15 protein-coding genes are annotated in these 18,734 nt (G+C 72.0%); 4 read left to right on the top strand and 11 right to left on the bottom strand.

Annotation, left to right across the window (positions count from 1 at the left end; translation table 11 throughout):
- Positions 1 to 33: 33 nt before the first annotated feature.
- From ORV05_RS16320 to ORV05_RS16280, 9 genes are all read right to left on the bottom strand, one after another.
- Entirely contained in the window at positions 34 to 1,674 is a 1,641-nt protein-coding gene (locus tag ORV05_RS16320; RefSeq protein ID WP_268759350.1) for a serine/threonine-protein kinase, read from the bottom strand.
- Positions 1,675 to 1,707: 33 nt separating this feature from the next.
- The gene (locus ORV05_RS16315; protein WP_268759349.1) at positions 1,708 to 2,319 is read right to left on the bottom strand and encodes a hypothetical protein; all 612 of its coding nucleotides are present in this window, start codon (positions 2,317 to 2,319) and stop codon (positions 1,708 to 1,710) included.
- 73 nt (positions 2,320 to 2,392) lie between these two features.
- Positions 2,393 to 2,905 (bottom strand): hypothetical protein, encoded by a 513-nt coding sequence (locus tag ORV05_RS16310; RefSeq protein WP_268759348.1) that lies wholly within the window; start codon positions 2,903 to 2,905, stop codon positions 2,393 to 2,395.
- An 80-nt stretch (positions 2,906 to 2,985) separates the two neighbouring features.
- On the bottom strand, positions 2,986 to 4,464 hold the full coding sequence (locus tag ORV05_RS16305; RefSeq protein WP_268759347.1) for an MFS transporter: 1,479 nt from the start codon (positions 4,462 to 4,464) through the stop codon (positions 2,986 to 2,988).
- On the bottom strand, positions 4,461 to 5,042 hold the full coding sequence (locus tag ORV05_RS16300; RefSeq protein ID WP_268759346.1) for a TetR/AcrR family transcriptional regulator: 582 nt from the start codon (positions 5,040 to 5,042) through the stop codon (positions 4,461 to 4,463). Before ORV05_RS16300 ends, ORV05_RS16305 begins: the two co-directional genes overlap by 4 nt.
- Positions 5,043 to 5,223: 181 nt before the next feature.
- Positions 5,224 to 7,503 (bottom strand): heavy metal translocating P-type ATPase, encoded by a 2,280-nt coding sequence (locus ORV05_RS16295; protein ID WP_268759345.1) that lies wholly within the window; start codon positions 7,501 to 7,503, stop codon positions 5,224 to 5,226.
- Between the two features lie 72 nt (positions 7,504 to 7,575).
- On the bottom strand, positions 7,576 to 7,782 hold the full coding sequence (locus ORV05_RS16290; protein WP_268759344.1) for a heavy-metal-associated domain-containing protein: 207 nt from the start codon (positions 7,780 to 7,782) through the stop codon (positions 7,576 to 7,578).
- A gap of 261 nt (positions 7,783 to 8,043) precedes the next feature.
- Positions 8,044 to 8,871, bottom strand: a complete 828-nt coding sequence (locus ORV05_RS16285; protein WP_268759343.1) for a GNAT family N-acetyltransferase — start codon at positions 8,869 to 8,871, stop codon at positions 8,044 to 8,046.
- A gap of 44 nt (positions 8,872 to 8,915) precedes the next feature.
- Positions 8,916 to 9,524 carry a TetR/AcrR family transcriptional regulator gene (locus tag ORV05_RS16280; RefSeq protein ID WP_268759342.1) on the bottom strand — a complete coding sequence of 203 codons (609 nt, stop codon included), beginning with the start codon at positions 9,522 to 9,524 and terminating at the stop codon, positions 8,916 to 8,918.
- Between the two features lie 107 nt (positions 9,525 to 9,631).
- Between ORV05_RS16280 and ORV05_RS16275 the strand changes: the two genes are divergently transcribed.
- Together ORV05_RS16275 and ORV05_RS16270 are read left to right on the top strand one after the other, a co-directional pair.
- Positions 9,632 to 11,365: an ABC transporter ATP-binding protein gene (locus ORV05_RS16275; protein ID WP_268759341.1), complete on the top strand. Its 1,734-nt coding sequence runs from the start codon at positions 9,632 to 9,634 to the stop codon at positions 11,363 to 11,365.
- Positions 11,366 to 11,563: 198 nt separating this feature from the next.
- Positions 11,564 to 13,372, top strand: a complete 1,809-nt coding sequence (locus ORV05_RS16270; protein ID WP_268759790.1) for an ABC transporter ATP-binding protein — start codon at positions 11,564 to 11,566, stop codon at positions 13,370 to 13,372.
- An 85-nt stretch (positions 13,373 to 13,457) separates the two neighbouring features.
- Here ORV05_RS16270 and ORV05_RS16265 read toward each other — a convergent pair whose 3' ends face one another.
- Together ORV05_RS16265 and ORV05_RS16260 are read right to left on the bottom strand one after the other, a co-directional pair.
- Complete coding sequence (locus ORV05_RS16265) at positions 13,458 to 14,888, bottom strand: PI-PLC domain-containing protein (protein WP_268759340.1); 1,431 nt, start codon at positions 14,886 to 14,888, stop codon at positions 13,458 to 13,460.
- A 116-nt stretch (positions 14,889 to 15,004) separates the two neighbouring features.
- Positions 15,005 to 16,237 carry an acetyl-CoA hydrolase/transferase family protein gene (locus tag ORV05_RS16260; protein WP_268759339.1) on the bottom strand — a complete coding sequence of 411 codons (1,233 nt, stop codon included), beginning with the start codon at positions 16,235 to 16,237 and terminating at the stop codon, positions 15,005 to 15,007.
- Between the two features lie 65 nt (positions 16,238 to 16,302).
- Between ORV05_RS16260 and ORV05_RS16255 the strand changes: the two genes are divergently transcribed.
- Complete coding sequence (locus ORV05_RS16255; protein ID WP_268759338.1) at positions 16,303 to 17,640, top strand: hydroxysqualene dehydroxylase; 1,338 nt, start codon at positions 16,303 to 16,305, stop codon at positions 17,638 to 17,640.
- Positions 17,637 to 18,692, top strand: coding sequence for an NAD-dependent epimerase/dehydratase family protein (locus ORV05_RS16250; protein ID WP_268759337.1), 1,056 nt, complete (start codon positions 17,637 to 17,639; stop codon positions 18,690 to 18,692). The genes ORV05_RS16255 and ORV05_RS16250 overlap by 4 nt, the downstream gene beginning before the upstream one ends.
- Positions 18,693 to 18,734: the final 42 nt, after the last annotated feature.

Genomic DNA, 18,734 nt, shown 5'->3' with positions numbered 1-18,734 from the left:
GCGGCCGTGCCGTCCGCGTTTCCCGGCCGCCGCTCAGCCGCCGTGCTTGTGGCCGCCGCGGCCCTTCCCGGGAGGAGGGGGAACCGGCGCCGGGGGGTTGGAGACCGGGGCGGGCCCCGGAGGGGGCGCCGCCGCCGTGGCCGACGAAGAACTGGTCGGCGGTGCGGTGGTCGTGGTGCTGGTGAGCAGGGTGTCGGAGACGATCAGCGGGGTGGTCCCGGTGGTGCTCAGGGTCAGCTGGTGGGTCTCGTCGATGATCCTGCCGTCGGGTGTGCGCAGTTCGAGGCCGACGGTGACGGTGGTGGCCCCGGCGGCCTGCGGAGGCGAAGTGAGGGTGAGGGTGTCGATGCCCGCCCAGTAGCTCCGGTAGGCGTCCTTGCCCTGCGCCTGCAGTGCCGGGCCGAGGTAGGTCCAGGCGGCGTCGGGTTCGCTGGGCAGCAGTTCGTAGTAGGCCGAGACGATCCGCGTCAGCGCGGAGTCCGCCGCCGTCGGCCCCGTGGTGGGTGCCGCCGTGGCGGTTCCGGACGGGGCGGATGAGGACGGGGCGCTGAGCTGGCCCGCCAGGATGGCGACCGCCAGGCCCGCCGCGAGCACGGCGCCGCCGGGCACGAGGTAGCGGCGGTAGCGTTCCCACCAGACCGGCAGGCCGGAGCCGGGAGCGGTTTCCGCGGAGACGGCCCGGGCGTCCAGGCGTGTGCCGCCCCCGGCGGTCTGGATTTCGGGCACCGGTCCGGTCGCGGTGCTCTCGGCGGCCGGCGGCAGCACCGGCTGCGTGCGCCCGCTGGCGGGGTCGAGGGTCGCGGGATCGAGCGGGCGCCCGTCGGCGACCGCCGACAGCGCGACGGTGAGCTGGCCCGCCGTCGGGCGCGCCTCGGGATCGGGGCGCATCATCGCGATCAGCACCGGTCTCAGCGGTCCGGCCTGCCGGGGCGGCTCGAAGTCCGCGGCCGCGACCCGGCGCAGCACCGTCAGCGGTTCCTCGCCGTCCTCACCGAAGGCGGGCACACCTTCGACCGCGGTGTAGAGCGTCGAGCCGAGCGAGAAGATGTCCGATTCGGGGCTGGGCTGGTGGCCGCGCGCGATTTCCGGCGCGAGGTAGGCGGGCGTGCCCGCGACGACCCCGGAGCGCGAGATCGTGACGTCGCCCGGGGCCTGGGAGATGCCGAAGTCGGCGATCTTGATCGTGCCGTCGTCGCCGACCAGGATGTTGCCCGGTTTGACGTCGCGGTGCACGATCCCGGCCGCGTGCGCCGCGGCCAGCGCGGAGGCCGCCTGCGTGCCCAGCCGGGCGACCGTGCGCGGCGACAGCGCGCCCTGCTCGGCCAGCACCGTGGCGAGGCTGCGGGACGGCACGTACTCCATGACCAGCATGGGCTGCCCGTTGTGCTCGGTGACGTCGTGCACGGTGACCACGTGCGGGTGCCGCAGCCGCGCGGCGATACGGCCCTCGCGCAGCGCCCGCGCGCGGGTTTCGCGGTCCTGGGCGGGATCCGGTGTGGACGGCCACAACTGCTTGACCGCCACGGGGCGCTGCAGGCGCTCGTCGTCGGCCAGCCACACCACGCCCATCGCCCCCGCGCCGAGGCGGTGCTGCAGCCGGTACCGGCCGGCGAGTACCGAGTCCGCTGCTTCCTCCGGCGCGGCCGGTGCCTGATCTGTCCGTGGCTGGGTCACCCGATCAGGTTATGTGTCCGCCGGTGGGCCCGCTCACTCGCCTTCCGGTTCCGGCGGGCGGACCGCGGCCGCCTCGGCGTTGAGCTGGATCGTTCGCAGTGTGGCGCGCAGCACGTGCCGGGCGAGCGGCCGGACCAGCCGCCAGTAGCGGAGGAACCGCCGCCGTGACGCGAGATCCGTGGTCACCGTGCGGCACTGGTAGCTCAGCAGCGTGGCGTCGTTGCCGTAGGACTGCACCGAGAAATTGGCCGCCATCTTGCCCCAGCCGGGCTCGGAAAACCCGGCGAACTCCTCGCGCGGCACGTCGCGCCAGACGATGGCGGGCCGCCAGAACTTCCCCACCGCGCCGAAGGCGATCTCCTGGCCTTCCCGCTCGCCGAGGAGCAGCCAGCCGCGCAGGCCGATGCCCTCGGACAGGACGAGTTCCGGCGGGTCCGGTGCGGCCCCGCCCGACAGGCGGGACGGCAGGTCCCGGACCCAGAAGGCGGCGGTGAGCAGGGGAGTGCGCACGGTGAGGAAGTCCAGGTTCCGTGCCGCTTCGAAGGTGGTGGCCCGGTCCGCGTACACCACCGCGTGTTCGGCGATCATCGCGTCGAAGGTCGGGACCGCGGACTCGATGAGCATGCGGTCGTCGGCTGTGCCCATGCCTCCACGGTCGGACGGCGCCGTCCGGGCGGGCAAGGGCCCGCGGTCCCCTCCGGCGGGGACCAGAGTCGTCCTACAGGTCCGCGATCGCCTTGCACGACGGGGTGCCGAGATTCTGGACGAACCCGGCGATCTCGGCCTGGAGCCGGATCAGGTCGGTGGTCGCCTGGTCGGCCCGGTTGTCGAAGAGCACGTGCCGGCCGTGCAGCCCGGCCAGTTCGGTGTTGAGCGCCGCGATCTGCCGCAGGTTCCGCACGAGGGCGGCCCCCTCGGCGGGCGCGCCGGGAAGCGCGGCCAGCACGGTCACCGTGGCGTTCTGCACCCCGGCGGCCCACTCGCCGTCCAGTGCCGCCTGGTCGTCCGAATCGCCCGACTGCGCCACCGGCGACCGCCCTTTCCGAGAGAACGCGCTCTGACAGGCGTTTTCCGCCTGCTCGGCCCAAGCCTGGCCGCCGGTGGCCACCTGGCTGGGCGGCGAGGGCAGGCCCCCGGGCAGAGCCGGATTCCGGTGCGGGCCGGTGACGTTCCCGCAGCCGCCGACGGTCACGGCGAACAGAGCCAGGGCCAGCGGGCGGCGCACCCTCATCGCACTCCCCGTTCCGTGGCGCGGCGGTGTGGTCGTGCCCGCGACCCTGCCGCGGGGGCGTCACCACGGCGTCAAGTGCCTCATCGGTGCCGGGTGGCCGACGGCGAGGGCGAGGCCCCCTCGGGAGCAGCGGGCGAGGTGCGCCGTCGCCGGGCCGGGGCGGTGCCCGCGGCCAGTGCGATGCCGGCGACGCCCAAGGCGGCGGCCGTCCAGGCCGCGGTGGTGTAGCCAGAGCCGGTGGGAACGAAGTGCCCCGGCACGGTGTAGGCGGCGAGGACCAGGCCGCCGAGTGCACTGCCGAGGGAGAAACCCATCGAGCGGACCACCTGGTTGACGCTCATCGCGGCGGCGGTCTCTTCGGCCGGGGTGACGGCGAGGATCGCCTGGGGCATGGCCGCGGAGAAGCAGCCGACGCCGAAACCGAGCACCCCCATGGCCACGATGGGCCAGGCCACGCCGGAGGTCCTGGTAATGGCGAACAGGACGCAGGCGGCGACCACCACGACCCCGCCCGCGGCGAGCAGCGCGAAGGGGCCCACCCGCTGCCGCAGCCGCGGGACCACGCGCCCGGCGGCGAAGCCCAGGACGGAGAACGGCACCAGCACCAGCCCGGCTTCGACCTCGGTGAGCCCGTACCCGTAACCGGACTGGGGCGGGGTCTGCACGTAGCGGGTGATCAGCGTGAACAGCAGGTACATGGCAATGCCGGACACCCCCATGACGAGGTTCGCGGCGGCCACCGCAGGGTGCCGCAACGCCGCCGGATCGACCAGCGGCCGGGGCACCCGCAGCTCCACCACGACCCAGCAGGCCAGCAGGGCGAGGCCCGCGGCCAGGATCAGCCCGGCCAGCAGCGGCCTGCCGGTCCACAGGCCGCTCTGGCTGGTGACCACCAGCACGGCCACCAGTCCGAGCGAAAGCAGGAGGGCGCCGAACCAGTCCACGGTTTCCCCGACCGGCGCGTCGGCGCTGTCGCGGGGCAGGGCGGCGATGGCCGTGACCAGCGCCGCGGCGGTGATCACCACACCGAGCAGGTAAGCGGCCCGCACACCGCCCACCTGCGCCAGCAACCCGGCGACCGGGTAGCCCACGCCGATGCCCGCCGTGGAGGCCACCGACAGCATCGCGATCGTGGCAGGGGCACGTTCACCGAGATGACGGCGGGCGGTGGCCATCATCAACGCGGTCAGCCCCAGCCCGGCGCCCTGCGCGGCCCGCCCGGCCAGCAGCACCGCGAACGGCGCGGGCACCACCGTCGCCACGCTGCCCGCCGTCACCGTGGCGAGCGTGGCCAGGACCACCTCCCGCCGTCGCCGGGCCGAACCCAGCCTGCCCAGCAGCGGGGTGGCCACCGCCCCGGACAGCAGCGCGATCGTCAGGGTCCACTGCGCGGCCGTCAGCGACAACCCGTAGTCCTGGGCCACGGCGGTGATCAGCGGTGCGCCCAGGCTGCCGATGACGGCGACGACCAGCGCGATGAACACCAGGGCCGCCACCAGGCGGGTGCCGTGGACACCCCCGGCGGCCTGGCCGGATCCGGGCGCCGGGGAGGAGGTCATCGGTTGTTCTCCTCGGTCAGGTGGTCGAACAGTCCGGCCTGGATGCGGGTGCGGATGCCGCGCGCCCACTCCGCGTCCACCTCGTCGACCTCCAGCGCGGCCGCGGTGTTGAGCAACATGCCGTAGGCCAGGAAGGTCTTGACCGCCACCGGGGGCAGCGCGCTGCGCTCGGCCGTGACCGCCCACATCCGGGCCATCTGCTCGCGCACGACCGTGCGGACCTCGGGGTCCCCGCAGGCGGCGAAGGCCTGCAACTGCACCAGAAGCCCGGTCCGGTCGGCCAGCGCGCGGTCGTAGAACAGGCCCATCGCGGCGAGGGGATTTTCCGTGTCCTGCTCCGCGGCCTGGTCCATGCCCTCGACCAGCCGCCCGAACGCCTGCCGCACGACCTGCAGGAACAACGCCTTCTTCGAGCCGAACAACCGGAACACGTAGGTCTGCGTGATTCCCGCGCGCCGCGCCAGCGTCTCGGTCGACGTCCCGTGCAACCCGGCTCGCGCGAACTCCTCCGCCGCCAGCTCCAGCAGCTGCTCCCGCCGCTGCTGCCCCGACATCCGGGCGGCCCCGCTGATCTTCATGACGGCCAGGTTAGCAGGTAGTAACTACCAGGTACTAACTACGAAGTGGGCGGCCGGGGCGAGGTGCCCCGGCCGTCCACTCGTTCGGCTGCTCACCGCTAGGGCGTTGTGCCTAAGCGGCGGAGCCGATTGCGGTGGGCCGTCAACCGGCACCGCCACGCAAACCACGTCGACACAGGTTCTAGCCCTGGGCGGGGTGGCTGCCGTCGGTGATGCCGCTGCGGAACCGGCGCAGCCGGAGGCTGTTGGACACCACGAACACCGACGAGAACGCCATCGCGATGCCGGCGATCATCGGGTTGAGCAGGCCCAGCGCGGCGAGCGGAAGGGCGGCGACGTTGTAGGCGAAGGCCCAGAACAGGTTGCCCTTGATCGTCGCCAGCGTGCGCCGGGACAGCCGGATCGCGTCGGCCGCGGCCCGCAGGTCGCCCCGGACCAGGGTCAGATCGCTGGCTTCGATCGCGACGTCGGTCCCGGTGCCCATGGCCAGGCCGAGGTCGGCCTGGGCGAGCGCGGCGGCGTCGTTCACGCCGTCGCCGACCATCGCGACCCGGCGGCCCTCCCGTTGCAGCCGGGTGACCACGTCCACCTTGTCCTTGGGCAGGACTTCGGCGATGACCTCCTCGATGCCCGCCTCCGCGGCGACCGCCCGCGCGGCGGCCTCGTTGTCCCCGGTGAGCAGGATCGGCGTCAGCCCCAGGGCCCGCAGGTCCCGTACCGCCTGCGCCGAGGTCGGCTTGAGCGTGTCGGCCACGACGAGCACCCCCCGCGCCCGCCCGTCCCAGGCCACGAGCACCGCGGTCCGGCCGAGGCTTTCGGCCTCGTTCTTCGCCGCGACGAGCGCTTCGCCGGGGTGGACGCTCCACTGTTCCAGCAGGGCGAGGCGGCCCACCAGCACGGCCCTGCCTTCGACGAGGCCCTGCACCCCGAGTCCTTCGCTGTTGCGGAACTCGGCGACGGCGGGAAGTGCGCCGGTCCGGCCGGCCGCGGTGGCGATGGCCCTGGCGATCGGATGCTCGGAGGCGCTCTCCAGGGCACCGGCCAGGCGCAGCACCTCGGCTTCGTCCTCGCCTTCGGCGGTGTGCACCGCGACCAGGCTCATCCTGCCGGTGGTGACGGTCCCGGTCTTGTCCAGGACGACGGTGTCGATGCCCCGGGTGGATTCGAGCACCTCCGGGCCCTTGATCAGGATGCCCAGCTGCGCCCCCCGGCCGGTCCCGACCAGCAGCGCGGTCGGTGTGGCGAGCCCGAGCGCACACGGGCAGGCGATGATCAGCACGGCCACGGCTGCGGTGAAGGCGGCGGCGGTGCCCGCGCCCGCGGCGAGCCAGGCCACCAGTGTGCCCAGGGCCAGCACGATCACGATCGGGACGAACACCGCCGACACGCGGTCGGCCAGGCGCTGCACGGCGGCTTTCCCGTTCTGCGCGTCCTCGACCAGCCTGGCCATCTGCGCGAGCTGGGTGTCGGCGCCGACTCGGGTGGCCCGCACGACCAGGCGGCCCCCGGCGTTGACCGTCGCGCCCACCACGGTGTCGCCGGGGCGCACCTCGACCGGCACGGACTCGCCGGTGAGCATGCTCGCGTCGACCGCGGAACTGCCGTCGACCACGATCCCGTCGGTGGCGACCTTCTCCCCGGGACGCACGACGAACTCGTCGTCCACGCGCAGGGTCTCCACCGGTACGCGCACTTCACGGCCGTCCCGCAGGACGGCGACATCCTTGGCACCCAGCTCCAGCAAAGCCCGCAGGGCGGCACCCGCCCGGCGCTTGGAGCGGGCTTCGAAGTAGCGGCCCGCGAGGATCGCCGCGGTCACCCCGGTGGCGACCTCCAGGTAGATCGCCGAGCCGCTGCTGCCGCGCGCCGCGATCAGCTCGAACCCGTGGCGCATCCCGGGCATGCCCGCCATGCCGAAGAACAGCGCGTAGACCGACCAGCCGAACGCCGCACCCACGCCGAGCGAGATCAGCGTGTCCATGGTGGCGCTGCCGTGCCGCAGGTTGGTCCAGGCGGCCTTGTGGAACGGCCACGCACCCCACACCACGACCGGGGCGGCGAGGGTGAGGGAGAGCCACTGCCAGTTGGTGAACTGCCAGGCCGGGATCATCGCCAGTGCGATCACGGGCACGGCCAGCGCCACCGAGGTGATCAGCCGCTGCCGCAGCGAGCGCGTCGGATCCTCCGGCTCGGCGGGGGAACTTTCCTGCCGGGGAGGCGCGGGCAGCTCGGCCGTGTAGCCCGCCGCCTCGACCACCTTGACGAGCTGTTCGGGCGTGGTGCCGTCCGGGTAGCTGACCTTGGCCTTCTCGGTGGCGAAGTTGACGGTCGCTCTCACGCCGTCGACCTTGTTGAGCTTGCGCTCGATCCGCGCGGCACAGGAGGCGCAGGTCATGCCCCCGATCGACAGCTCCACCTGTTGCGCGGTCTCACCGCGGGCCTGCTGGGTCACCGGACTCATGGGGTGCCTCTTTCCTTGTGGGGGTGAGAAAACGGGGCCGCCCGGCACGGTGGCCGTGCCGGGCGGCCGGGGTCAGGCGACGAGCTGGTAGCCGGCCTCGGTCACCGCCGCGGCGACCTTCTCCGCGGGGACGGGTTCGGCGCTGGTGATGGTCACCCGTCCGCTGGCGAGGTCGACATCGACGTTCTGCACGCCGGGGAGCTCACCGACCTCTTCGGTCACCGACGCGACGCAGTGGCCGCACGTCATGCCCTTGACCGTGTAGGTGGCTTCCGTCATCTGTGGTCCCTCCTCGATTCCACGGCCGTCTGCCGTACGGCTCATTTATACCCAATGGGGGTAGGGGGTAACAAGAGTGATCGTGAAGTTTCCCCGACCTGCTTCGACGCGGACTGTGGTGGAACCCGGAACGGCAGCCTCATACGGCATAGGGGTATGGGGCGAGCCGTGAAGGGTCCCTTCGCGGTCGATTCGACTGTGAAGGGACCCTTCACGGCCAACGCCGTGTGGGGCCCCGGCGCGATCCGGGGATGCGGCCGGTCAGCCGAGGGCGGTCATCACGGGCAGGTAGAGGCGGTCCCGGTCGCCAGGGAGGAGGCGGTCGCCGAGGACCATCATCGCGTTGCCGTCGTTGGGGCGGAGGCCGCGTGCGGCCGCCCACGACCGCAGTGCCGTGCGGGACTCGGCGAGATCAAGGCGGACGGTCGTGCCGGTCTCGCGGGCGAGATCGGTGATGAGCGCGCGGGCGTCTTCGTCGGAGGCGGCGGCGAGCGGGCCGATCGCGATGCCGTCGCGGGCGGGCAGGGCGGCGGCGTAGCCGGTGATCCGCCCGTCCCGGTCGATCACCCGCACCTGGTGGGCGTACTTGTCCACCTGGGCGAGCAGGCTTTCCCGGTCGGCGCCGAACACCTCGGCGTCCAGCCGCAGGATGCCGTCGCGGTCGCCGGGTCCGGCCACCCTGCTCCCTTCCGGCACGTTCTCCGGCGCGAACGGGCCCGTGTAGGTGTACAAGGTGCCGGTGGTGCGGAAGCCGAGCCTGGCGTAAAGGGGCCGGCCGTACGGGGTCGCGTACAGGAACACCGTCGCGTCGCCGGCCTGGTGCAGCGCATGCCGCATCAGGGCGGTGCCCAGGCCCTGCCGCCCGTACCGCGAGTGCACCAGCATGGTGCCGATCGCGGCGAGTCCGGGTCCGTACCGGGTCAGCAGCACCACTCCGGCCAGGTCCCCGCGCTCACCGTCCACTCCGAACACTTCACCCGCGCCCAGCAGGAACGTCCACCGGTGTTCCGGGTAGAACCAGCCCCGGTCCTCGGTGAGGGCGACCAGGCTGGGCAGATCGGCTTCGGTCACGGTGCGGATCGCCGGCATGTCCCCATTCTGCCAAGCCCTCACGGCAGTGATTTCCCGCCGGGTCAAGCGGCACCGGATCGGTCCAGGCTCAGGCCGCGGAGCAGGGGCAGGTACACCTCGTCGACGAGTTCGGCGGCGATTTCCCGGGAAACGGGGGAGCGGCACTGGAACGCTTCCTGCCGGACCAGGTCGAGGGGGAGCAGGGCGATGCGCGGCGTGAGCCGCAACGGCGGCAGTTCCCCGCGGGCGGCCGCGCGCGCGACGATGGTGTCCATCGCCTTCCGTACGGGGGAGTTCTTCATCTGCTCCTGGAGTACGGCGAGGATCTCGGGATGCCGGAAGGTCTCGCCCATCACCCCGGCGATCATCTCGCTCATCATGGTGTCCACCCGGCGCGCGATCCGGCCGAACAGCGCGATCAGGTCGCCGCGGAGCTCGCCGGTGTCCGGCACACCCTGCTGCACCGGCATCTGGCGGCTCCAGGCGGCCAGGACGAGTTCCGCGCGGCTGGCCCAGCGGCGGTAGAGCACCGACTTGCTGGTGCCCGCGCGGGCGGCGACGGCCTCGATGGTGAGCGCGTTGTAGCCGGTTTCGCGCAGTTCCGCCCAGGCCGCGTCGAGAATGGCCTGTTCGAGCTCGGCGCCCCGGCGGCGGGACCTGGTCTCGGTCACCCGGCTCCTTAAAAGACGTTGCGTTTCTTATCGGAGGAGTCTAGCGTATCCTCCGTAGATACGGACCGTTTCTTAACTTACCGTTTCCTTACTGTCTGGGGGGCTTCTTGCTCAGCCGTCTGCTGATGACCCATCTGCGCCCGTACCGGGGCGAGCTGACCGCCGTGGTGGTGCTGCAGCTCATCGGTACGGTCGCTTCGCTGTACCTGCCGAGCCTCAACGCCGACATCATCGACCTCGGTGTCGTGCGCGGGGACACCGGTTACATCCTCTCCACCGGCGGCTGGATGCTCGCCGTCACCCTGCTGCAGATCGTGTGTTCGGTCGGTGCCGTCTACTTCGGCGCCCGGGCCGCGATGGGGTTCGGCCGGGACGTGCGGGCCGCCGTCTTCCACCGCGTGGGCGACTTCTCCGCCCGCGAGGTCGGCCGGTTCGGCGCTCCGTCGCTGATCACGCGCACCACCAACGACGTGCAGCAGGTGCAGCTGCTGGTGGTAATGGTCTGCACCATGCTCGTCGCCGCACCGATCATGTGCGTGGCGGGCATCATCCTGGCGCTGAAGGAGGACGTCGGCCTGTCCTGGCTGCTGCTGGTCTGCGTGCCGGCGCTGCTGATCGCGATCGGCGCGATCGTGTCGCGGATGGTGCCGCAGTTCCGGCGGATGCAGGAAAGGATCGACCAGGTCAACCGCGTGCTGCGGGAGCAGCTGTCGGGGATCCGGGTGGTCCGCGCCTTCGTCCGCGAGCCCGCGGAGACGCGGCGGTTCGCCGAAGCCAACGGGTCGCTGACCGATGCGGCGTTCCGGGTGGGCCGGTGGCAGGCCCTGATCTTCCCGACCGTGCTGTTCATCCTGAACGCCTCCAGCGTCGCCGTGCTGTGGTTCGGCGCGAAGCGGGTGGACGCGGGGCAGATGCAGATCGGCGCGCTGACCGCCTTTCTGAACTACCTGTTGCAGATCCTGATGTCGGTGATGATGGCCACCTTCATCTCGATCATGATCCCGCGTGCGGCGGTCTGCGCGGAGCGGATCAAGGAGGTGCTCGACACCGAGTCGTCGGTGAAACCGCCCGTCACCCCGGTGCGGGAGTTGCGTGCGCAGGCCGAACTGGAGTTCCGGGACGTCGGGTTCCGCTACCCGGGTGCGGCTGACCCGGTGCTGCAGGGCATTTCCTTCCGCGCCGGGGCGGGCCGGACCACCGCGATCATCGGGAGCACCGGTTCGGGCAAGAGCACTCTGCTGTCGCTGATCCCCCGGCTCATCGACGTGACCGAAGGCAGCGTGCTCGTCGACGGCGTCGACGTGCGCGAGCTCGACCCGGACCTGCTGTGGAGCCGGATCGGCCTGGTGCCGCAGCGGCCCTACCTGTTCACCGGAACCGTGGCGAGCAATCTGCGTTACGGGAATCCGGACGCCACCGACGAAGAGCTGTGGCGGGCGCTGGAGGTCGCGCAGGCCCGGGACTTCGTGGAAGAGATGCCGGGCGGGCTCGAGGCGCCGATCGTGCAGGGCGGCACGAACGTTTCGGGCGGGCAGCGGCAGCGGCTTTCGATCGCGCGGGCCTTGGTGCGGCGGCCGGAGATCTACCTGTTCGACGACTCGTTTTCCGCGCTCGACCTGGCCACCGACGCGGCGCTGCGGGCCGCGCTGCGGCCGCACACGCGGGACGCGGCGGTGATCGTGGTCGCCCAGCGGGTGTCCACGATCGTCGACGCCGACCAGATCATCGTGCTGGACGACGGTGCCGTCACCGGCATCGGCACGCATACGTCGTTGCTGGCCGAATGCCCTACTTACAGAGAAATTGTGGAATCGCAGATGTCCATTCAGGAGGCCGCGTGAGCGACAATCGGCGAAGCCGGCTCGCGTGGGCCGACCGGGTGCGGGTGTCCCGCAAGACACAGGAGGCCGCGTGAGCGACAATCGGCGAAGCCGGCTCGCGTGGGCCGACCGGGTGCGGGTGTCCCGCAAGACACAGGAGGCCGCGTGAGTACGACGACGACGGCCCAGCGGCCGCAGGCGTCGCCGCTGGGGCGCGGCATGCCGGGAATGGGCATGCCGGTGGGCAAGGCGAAGACCTTCAAGCCGTCTGCGAAGCGGCTGGCGGCGCGGCTGCGGCCGGAACGCGCCAAGTTCGCGGCGGTGGTCGCGCTGGGCGTGCTCAGTGTCGCCTGCACGGTCGCGGGCCCGAAACTGCTCGGGCAGGTCACCGACATCATCTTCACCGGTGTGCTCGGCCGGATGCGGCACCCCCAGGGCGCGGGGATCGATTTCGGCGCGCTGGCCACGGTGCTCGGCTGGGCGATCGGCCTGTACGTGGTGGCGTCGCTGTTCGGCTGGCTGCAGGGAATGCTGCTCAACGGTGTGGTGCAGCGGGTGGTGTTCCGGTTGCGGGCCGAAGTGGAGGAGAAACTGCACCGGCTTCCGTTGCGCTACTTCGACGGACAGCCTCGCGGTGAGCTGCTTTCCCGGGTCACCAACGACATCGACAACATCTCCACCACCGTGCAGCAGACGCTGAGCCAGCTGCTCACCTCCCTGCTGAGTGTGATCGGTGTGCTGGCGATGATGCTGACCATTTCACCGTTGCTGTCGCTGATCGCGCTGGCGGTGATCCCGCTGTCGGTGCTGGTGACCGGACAGGTCGGGAAGCGCTCGCAGAAACTGTTCGTGGCGCAGTGGAAGCACACCGGTGCGCTGAACGCGCAGATCGAGGAGTCCTTCACCGGGCATCAGCTGGTGAAGGTGTTCGGGCGGCAGCGCGAGTCGGAGGAGGAGTTCCGGCGCCGTAACGACGACCTGTTCGGTGCCGCGCTGGGCGCCCAGTTCGTCTCCGGGTTGATCATGCCGGCGATGATGTTCCTGTCGAACATCAGCTACGTCGTGGTCGCGGTGGTCGGCGGGCTGCGCATCACCTCGGGCGGGATGAGCCTGGGCGAGGTGCAGGCGTTCATCCAGTACTCGCGCCAGTTCACCCAGCCGCTGACCCAGGTGGCTTCGATGGCGAACCTGATGCAGTCCGGGGTCGCCTCGGCCGAACGGGTCTTCGAACTGCTGGACGCCGAGGAGGAGGAACCCGGCGTCGAGGTCAGCGAGCGGCCCGCCGGCGGCGAGTCCCGCGGCCGGGTCGAGTTCGAGGACGTGAGCTTCTCGTACCGGCCGGAGCAGCCGCTGATCCAGCACCTGTCGCTGGTGGCGGAGCCGGGGCGGACGGTCGCGATCGTCGGGCCCACCGGTGCCGGGAAGACCACCCTGGTCAACCTGCTCATGCGGTTCTACGAGCTGGACGCGGGCCGGATCACCCTGGACGGGGTGGACATCACCCGGATGCGGCGCGAGGACCTGCGGTCGCGGATCGGCATGGTGCTGCAGGACACCTGGCTGTTCGGCGGCACGATCCGCGACAACATCGCCTACGGCAAGCCGGGAGCGACGGACGAAGAGGTCGTCGCGGCGGCGAAGGCGGCCTTCGTGGACCGGTTCGTGCGCACCTTGCCCGACGGTTACGACACGGTGATCGACGAGGAGGGCAGCAACGTCAGCGCCGGCGAGAAGCAGCTGCTGACGATCGCGCGGGCGTTCCTGGCCGAACCGTCGCTGCTGATCCTCGACGAGGCGACCAGCTCGGTCGACACCCGCACCGAAGCCCTGGTGCAGCGGGCGATGGCCGCGCTGCGCACGGCCCGCACCAGCTTCGTCATCGCGCACCGGCTGTCCACCATCCGGGATGCCGATCTGATCCTGGTGATGGAGGCGGGCCGCATCGTCGAACAGGGCACGCACGACGAACTGCTCGAGGCACGGGGCGCCTACCACCGCCTCTACGCGGCCCAGTTCGCCCACGCCTGACGGGAGCTGCCGGGGCGGCCGTGCAGCGGGGCCTGTTTGCTCCGAATCATTCGGAGCAAACAGGCCCCGCTCACCCACTCCGGGGCTATTCCAGGGCGCCGGACTGGGTCAGGAGGGACTGGTACCAGGCGTCCCACGGGTGGTTGGTGGCCGGGTAGTTCGCGAGCGGGGTGGTGGCGAGGCCCGCCGAGTCGAAGTCCCAGCCGCGCACCACGTGCCCTTCCTGGCGCGCGGTGGTGATGAACGAGCCGTGGCTGGCCGGGGCGGCGTAGAAAAGGGCGCCTTCGCGCAGTTCGGCGCTGTCGCCGTCCTGGTACTCGTCGAACGCCGTCTGCCGGTAGCGGATCCGGTCCCCGGCCACGGCGGCGGTGGAGTACCGCAACGTCTCGGCGGGCGCGGCCCCGTCCGCGCCGGTCCACACCGAGACGCCTCCCGAACTCGCCTTGTCGTAGCGGCTGTCGGTGGTCTTCGCGTTCCCGGTCCAGGTCACCGTTCCCGCGGCGGTGTCCAGCCGCCCCTGCCACTGCCAGTTCTGGTCGTTGCTCTGGCTGCGGTGGATCTGACGCAGGCTCGTCCCGGCCGGATCGGTGAAGGCGACCGTCGGCAGCACCCCGTTGTCGTACTGGTGACTGGCCGAGAAGGTGATCTCGCCGTCCGCTCCCAGCCGCCCGGTGTGGTACCACAGCGTGGCGGCGCTTTCGGACTGGTGCACCTCGACCAGATCGCCGTTGTCATTGAGCGCCACCGCCGGGGTCTGCCCGGTGTCGTAGCGGCCGTGGCGCAGCCAGGTGATCTTCCCGTCCGTGCCCAGCCGTCCGGTCCAGTACCAGAGGGTGCCGTGGCCGGAGTCGTGCACTTCGACGACCTGGCCTCGGCTGTTCACCGCGATCGCGGGGTGGTAGCCGGTGTCACGGCGGTAGGCCGCGCGGCTGGTGGCGTCGCCCGAGAGCAGGGTCAGCACCCGGCCCCGCAGGGAACCGGTCGTGGGAAGGCCGTCCGGATGGTCGGTGGCGGGGACCAGGTTCGCGCCGAATGCGCTTTCCAGTTCATCGTCGAGCGCGGCGAGGTTGCCCGCCGCGTACGAGGAGTTGTCCGTGAGGTCGTCCTTGATGTCGAGCATGACGACGATCGGCGCGTGCCCCGGATGCGCGCCGGACCAGGCGTGCACGGTGCCCAGCCAGTCGCGCAGGGCGTTCGACGCCGGGTTTCCCGTGTGGTCGACGAGATCACCGGGGGAGCTGTGGCCGATTCCGTAGTCGTGCCGGGTGCCGTAGTCGTTGTCGTGGATGTCGAACTCGAGAAAGCGCACGCCGTGATCGAGCTGGTAGGTCACCGGGCCCTTGGCGCCGTCGACGTTCCCGGAGTAGCTGTTGTGCGTCGCGGCGAACACCGCGGACGCGAACGGGACGTCGGCGGCGGTGCTGCCCGCGGCCGGGGCGGACCCGGCGGACAGCAGCGCGGCGACACCCAGCACGGTGCCCGCGGCGGCGGACAGTCTTCTCCTGGCACGGATCATGGCGGCCCCTTCGCTGAAGCGATCACTGCCGTCGCAGCTTCTCACCGGCCGCCGCACCTGGTGGGGAGTTCCGCGAATCCTTCACGGAACTCTCCACGGTCGTTCATCCGAAGGGCTCAGCGCAGCGGGATACCGAGTGCGCGGCCCTCCTCGCGCAAGGCGTCGCGCGCGTCGGGATGGGCCACGTGGTCGACGATCTCCTGGGCCTGGGCGGCCGAGTCCTGTCCCCAGATCGTCGCGGTGCCCTGCTCGCTCACGATGAAGCTGTGCTGGAAGGAGGTGACCGGGCCGTCCAGCCGTCCGACCACGGTGGACACCCCGGCCTTCGGATGCCAGGACGGCAGCGCGATCACCGCGCGGCCGCCGGGGGAGTGCAGCGCGCCGACCACGAAATCGGTCTGCCCGCCGAAACCGGAGTAGATCGCGCCGTGTACGCGGCTGGCGTTGGCCTGCGCGAACAGGTCGACCTGCAGCGCCGCGTTGACCGAGACCAGGCTGGGCTGCCGGGCGATCAGGCCGGGGTCGTTGGTCTTTTCGGTGCGCAGCAGGCGGACCCGCTGGTTGCGGTCCACCCAGTCGTAGAGCTCGGGGCTGCCGAAGACGAACGAGGCGGTCACCGGGAGGCCGGGGTCGAGCGCCCCCGCCTTTTCCAGCGCCAGCACCCCGTCGCTGAACATCTCCGACCAGATCGCCAGCCCGCGCCGTCCGGTGAGCGCGGCCAGGGTCGCGTCGGGCACCGCCCCGATGCCCAGCTGCAGACCGGCCCCGTCGGGCACCAGCTCGGCCACCCGCGCCCCGATGGCCCGGGACACCTCGCCGGACGGGCGCAGCACAGGGCTGGGCAGCGGCTCGTCCACCTCGATCGCGTAGTCGATCTCGTGCGAGGACAGCACGGCGTCGCCGTAGGTGAAGGGCATGCGCGGGTTGAGCTGGGCGACGACGAGGCCGCCCCGGGCCCGCGCCGCCTCGATTGCGGCGGGCAGGATGTTGACCTCGGTGCCGAGCGAAACCGTGCCGTCCACCACGGGGGAGGTGTGGACCAGCACGATGTCGGGCGGCAGCGCCCCGCGCAGGAGCTGAGGCACCAGTGACAGCCGTGACGGGAAGTACCGCAGGGTGGGCCTGCCCCGCATCCCGGCCCCGACGAACGGTGTCTCGAGGACCACTCCTTCGCGGTCCGGTATCCCCGGCTGCGCGTTGAGCATGAACAGGCGGTACTCGGCGAGCGCGCCGTCGAGGATCGCCAGGGCACGCGCCGGGGTCGCGAAGTTGCCGCCCGCCACCACGCGCGGCACCCCGGGGTGACCGGAGAGCAAGGCGGCGAGCCGGGATTCGGGGATGATCCGCACGGCGTCATTCTTCCCGGCGATCGGTGCCGCCGTGTCGGGTGGGGCGCTCCGGGTACCCCGGCGGCATGAGCGAGGTGGAGACGGTGGTGGTCGGCGCCGGGCTGGCCGGGCTGACCTGCGCGCTGCAACTGGCCGGCCACCGGAGGGAGGTGCTGCTGCTGGAGGCCCGGGACGTGGCGGGCGGGCGGACGTCGTCCTGGGAGGAGCGGGGGATGCCGGTGGATTCCGGTCTGCACCGCGTGCTCGGTTGCGGCACCGAACTGCCGCGGTTGCTGCGCCGGGCAGGGATGAGCCTGGACGAGGTGGTGTACTGGGAGGACGAGCTGGAGTTCCGCACCCCGGGCGGGACCAGGGCGGTGCTGGGGGCCTCGCCGCTGTACAACCCGTTGAGGACGCTGCTCGGGCCGCTCGTCTCGTGGGACCTGCTCGCCCCGTGGGATCTCGCCTCGCTGGTGCCGTTCCTCACCGCCGGTGTCGCCCGGTACCTCGCCGACCCGGACGGGCTGGACCGGTTCTCCCTGTCCGCGTTCGCCCGCCGGTGGCGGGTCACCGACACCGCCGTGGGGAACCTGCTGGTGCCGGCCTCGGCCGGGGTGTTCTTCCTGCCGCCCAGCCGGTACTCGGCGGCGAACTTCTTCGGCCTGCTCGTGCCCGCGCTGCCCGGCATCCACCGCACCCGGGTCGGTGCCTTCCGGGGCGGGATGACCGAGGTGCTGGCCGACCCGCTGGTCGCGGCGATCCGCGCCCGGGGCGGCGAGGTGCGCACCGGGACGGAGGTGCTCGGCGTGCGGATGGATCTGGGCGCGGCGGCCCCCGAGGTGACCGGGGTGGACACCGCGGCCGGGACGGTCGGCGCGCGGCACGTGGTGGTCGCGACCGATCCGGGCAACGCCCAGCGCCTGCTGGCGCCGCTGGCGCGGCACCCGTGGTTCCGGCGGTTGCTGTCCGCGCCCACCACCCCCGCGGTCACCGTCCAGTTCGAGCTGGACCGCCCCGCCCTTCCGGTGGACCGCACCACTTTCGGGCCGGGCACTGTGCTCGCCGCCTTCAGCGAGCAGTCGCGCACCACCTTCCCGCACGCCGAGGGCAGGCTGTCGGTGATACTGGAGGAGCCGGAGCGGTTCCTGGCCGCGTCCGAAGACGAGATCGCGAAAACGGTGATCGCGGACGCGGCGCGGATCGGGCTCGACCTCGACCGCCACCTGTTGAGGCACCGCGTGGTCCGGTACCCGCACGACTTCCTGTCGCTCGAACCCGGGCACCTCGCCGACCGCCCGTCCCAGCACACCCCGGTGCGGGGACTGGTGCTCGCCGGCGACTACACCCGTCAGCGCTGGCTGTCCACTATGGAGGGTGCGGTGCTCTCGGGTGAGCTGGCGTTCCAGGAACTGGAGCAGACATGAAGATCGTGGTCACGGGGGCGACGGGGAACGTGGGCACGGCCCTGCTCAGGGCCCTGCACGGCAGGCGCTGGACGGTGACCGGAGTGGCCCGGCGGCGTCCCGCCACGGACCGGCCACCGTTCTCGTCGGCCCGGTGGATCTCCTGCGACATCGGGACCGAGGACGCGGTGAAGACGCTGACCGCGGCCTTCACCGGTGCCGACGCGGTGGTGCACCTGGCGTGGGCCATCCATCCCCGCTCCGGCGATCCGCCGATGCACCGGACGAACGTGCTGGGCACGGCGCACGTCCTGCGGGCCGTGGCCGCCGCGGGGGTGCCGCGGCTGGTGTGCGCTTCGTCGGTCGCCGCCTACGCACCCGCGCACCGCTGGGAGCGGGTGCGAGAGGACTGGCCGCGCACGGGAGTGCCGGGGAGCGCCTACAGCGCGGGGAAGTCCACGCTCGAAGCCCAGCTCGACGCGTTCGCCGCCCACCACCCGGAGACGAGAGTGGCCCGCATCAGGCCATGCGGGATCGCCTACGGCGACGCCGGTGCCGAGTTCTCGGGCATGATGCTGGGCCCCTGGCTTCCCCGGTTCCTGATCGGCAGCCGCTGGCTGCCGGTCCCGCTCTGGCCGGGATTCCGGGTGCAGATCGTGCACGCCGAGGACGTCGCCACCGCGATTTCGCTGATCCTCCGGCACGAGGCCGCCGGCGCGTTCAACCTGGCGGCCGAGCCGGTCCTCGGCGCGAAGGAGCTCGGCGAGATCCTCGGCGGCCTCCGGCTCCCGGTGCCGCTGGGCGTGCTGACGCCGGCCGCCTGGCTGGGCTGGCGGCTCGGTCTGACCCCGCTGCATCCGGCCTGGCTGGTGCTCGCCGACCGCGTTCCGCTGCTGGACACCGCGCGGGCGCGCGAGGAACTGGGCTGGTCCCCGCGCCACGACGCGGCGGCGGCGCTGGAGGAACTGCTCGCCGGGATGCGCCAGGACCGGACGGTGGCCACCGGCCCGCTCGCCCCGCCCCGCGGGCTGAGCCTGCCTGGGCGGCCCACGCACCAGAGCCAGGCGTGCTGACCCTTCCGGTGACAGCGGTCCTCGGCGGAAGACAGATCCGGC

It is taken from the genome of Amycolatopsis cynarae (assembly GCF_026802195.1).
Taxonomy (GTDB): Bacteria; Actinomycetota; Actinomycetes; order Mycobacteriales; family Pseudonocardiaceae; genus Amycolatopsis_E; species Amycolatopsis_E rhizosphaerae.
This window is presented reverse-complemented; position numbering and strand designations above follow the sequence as displayed.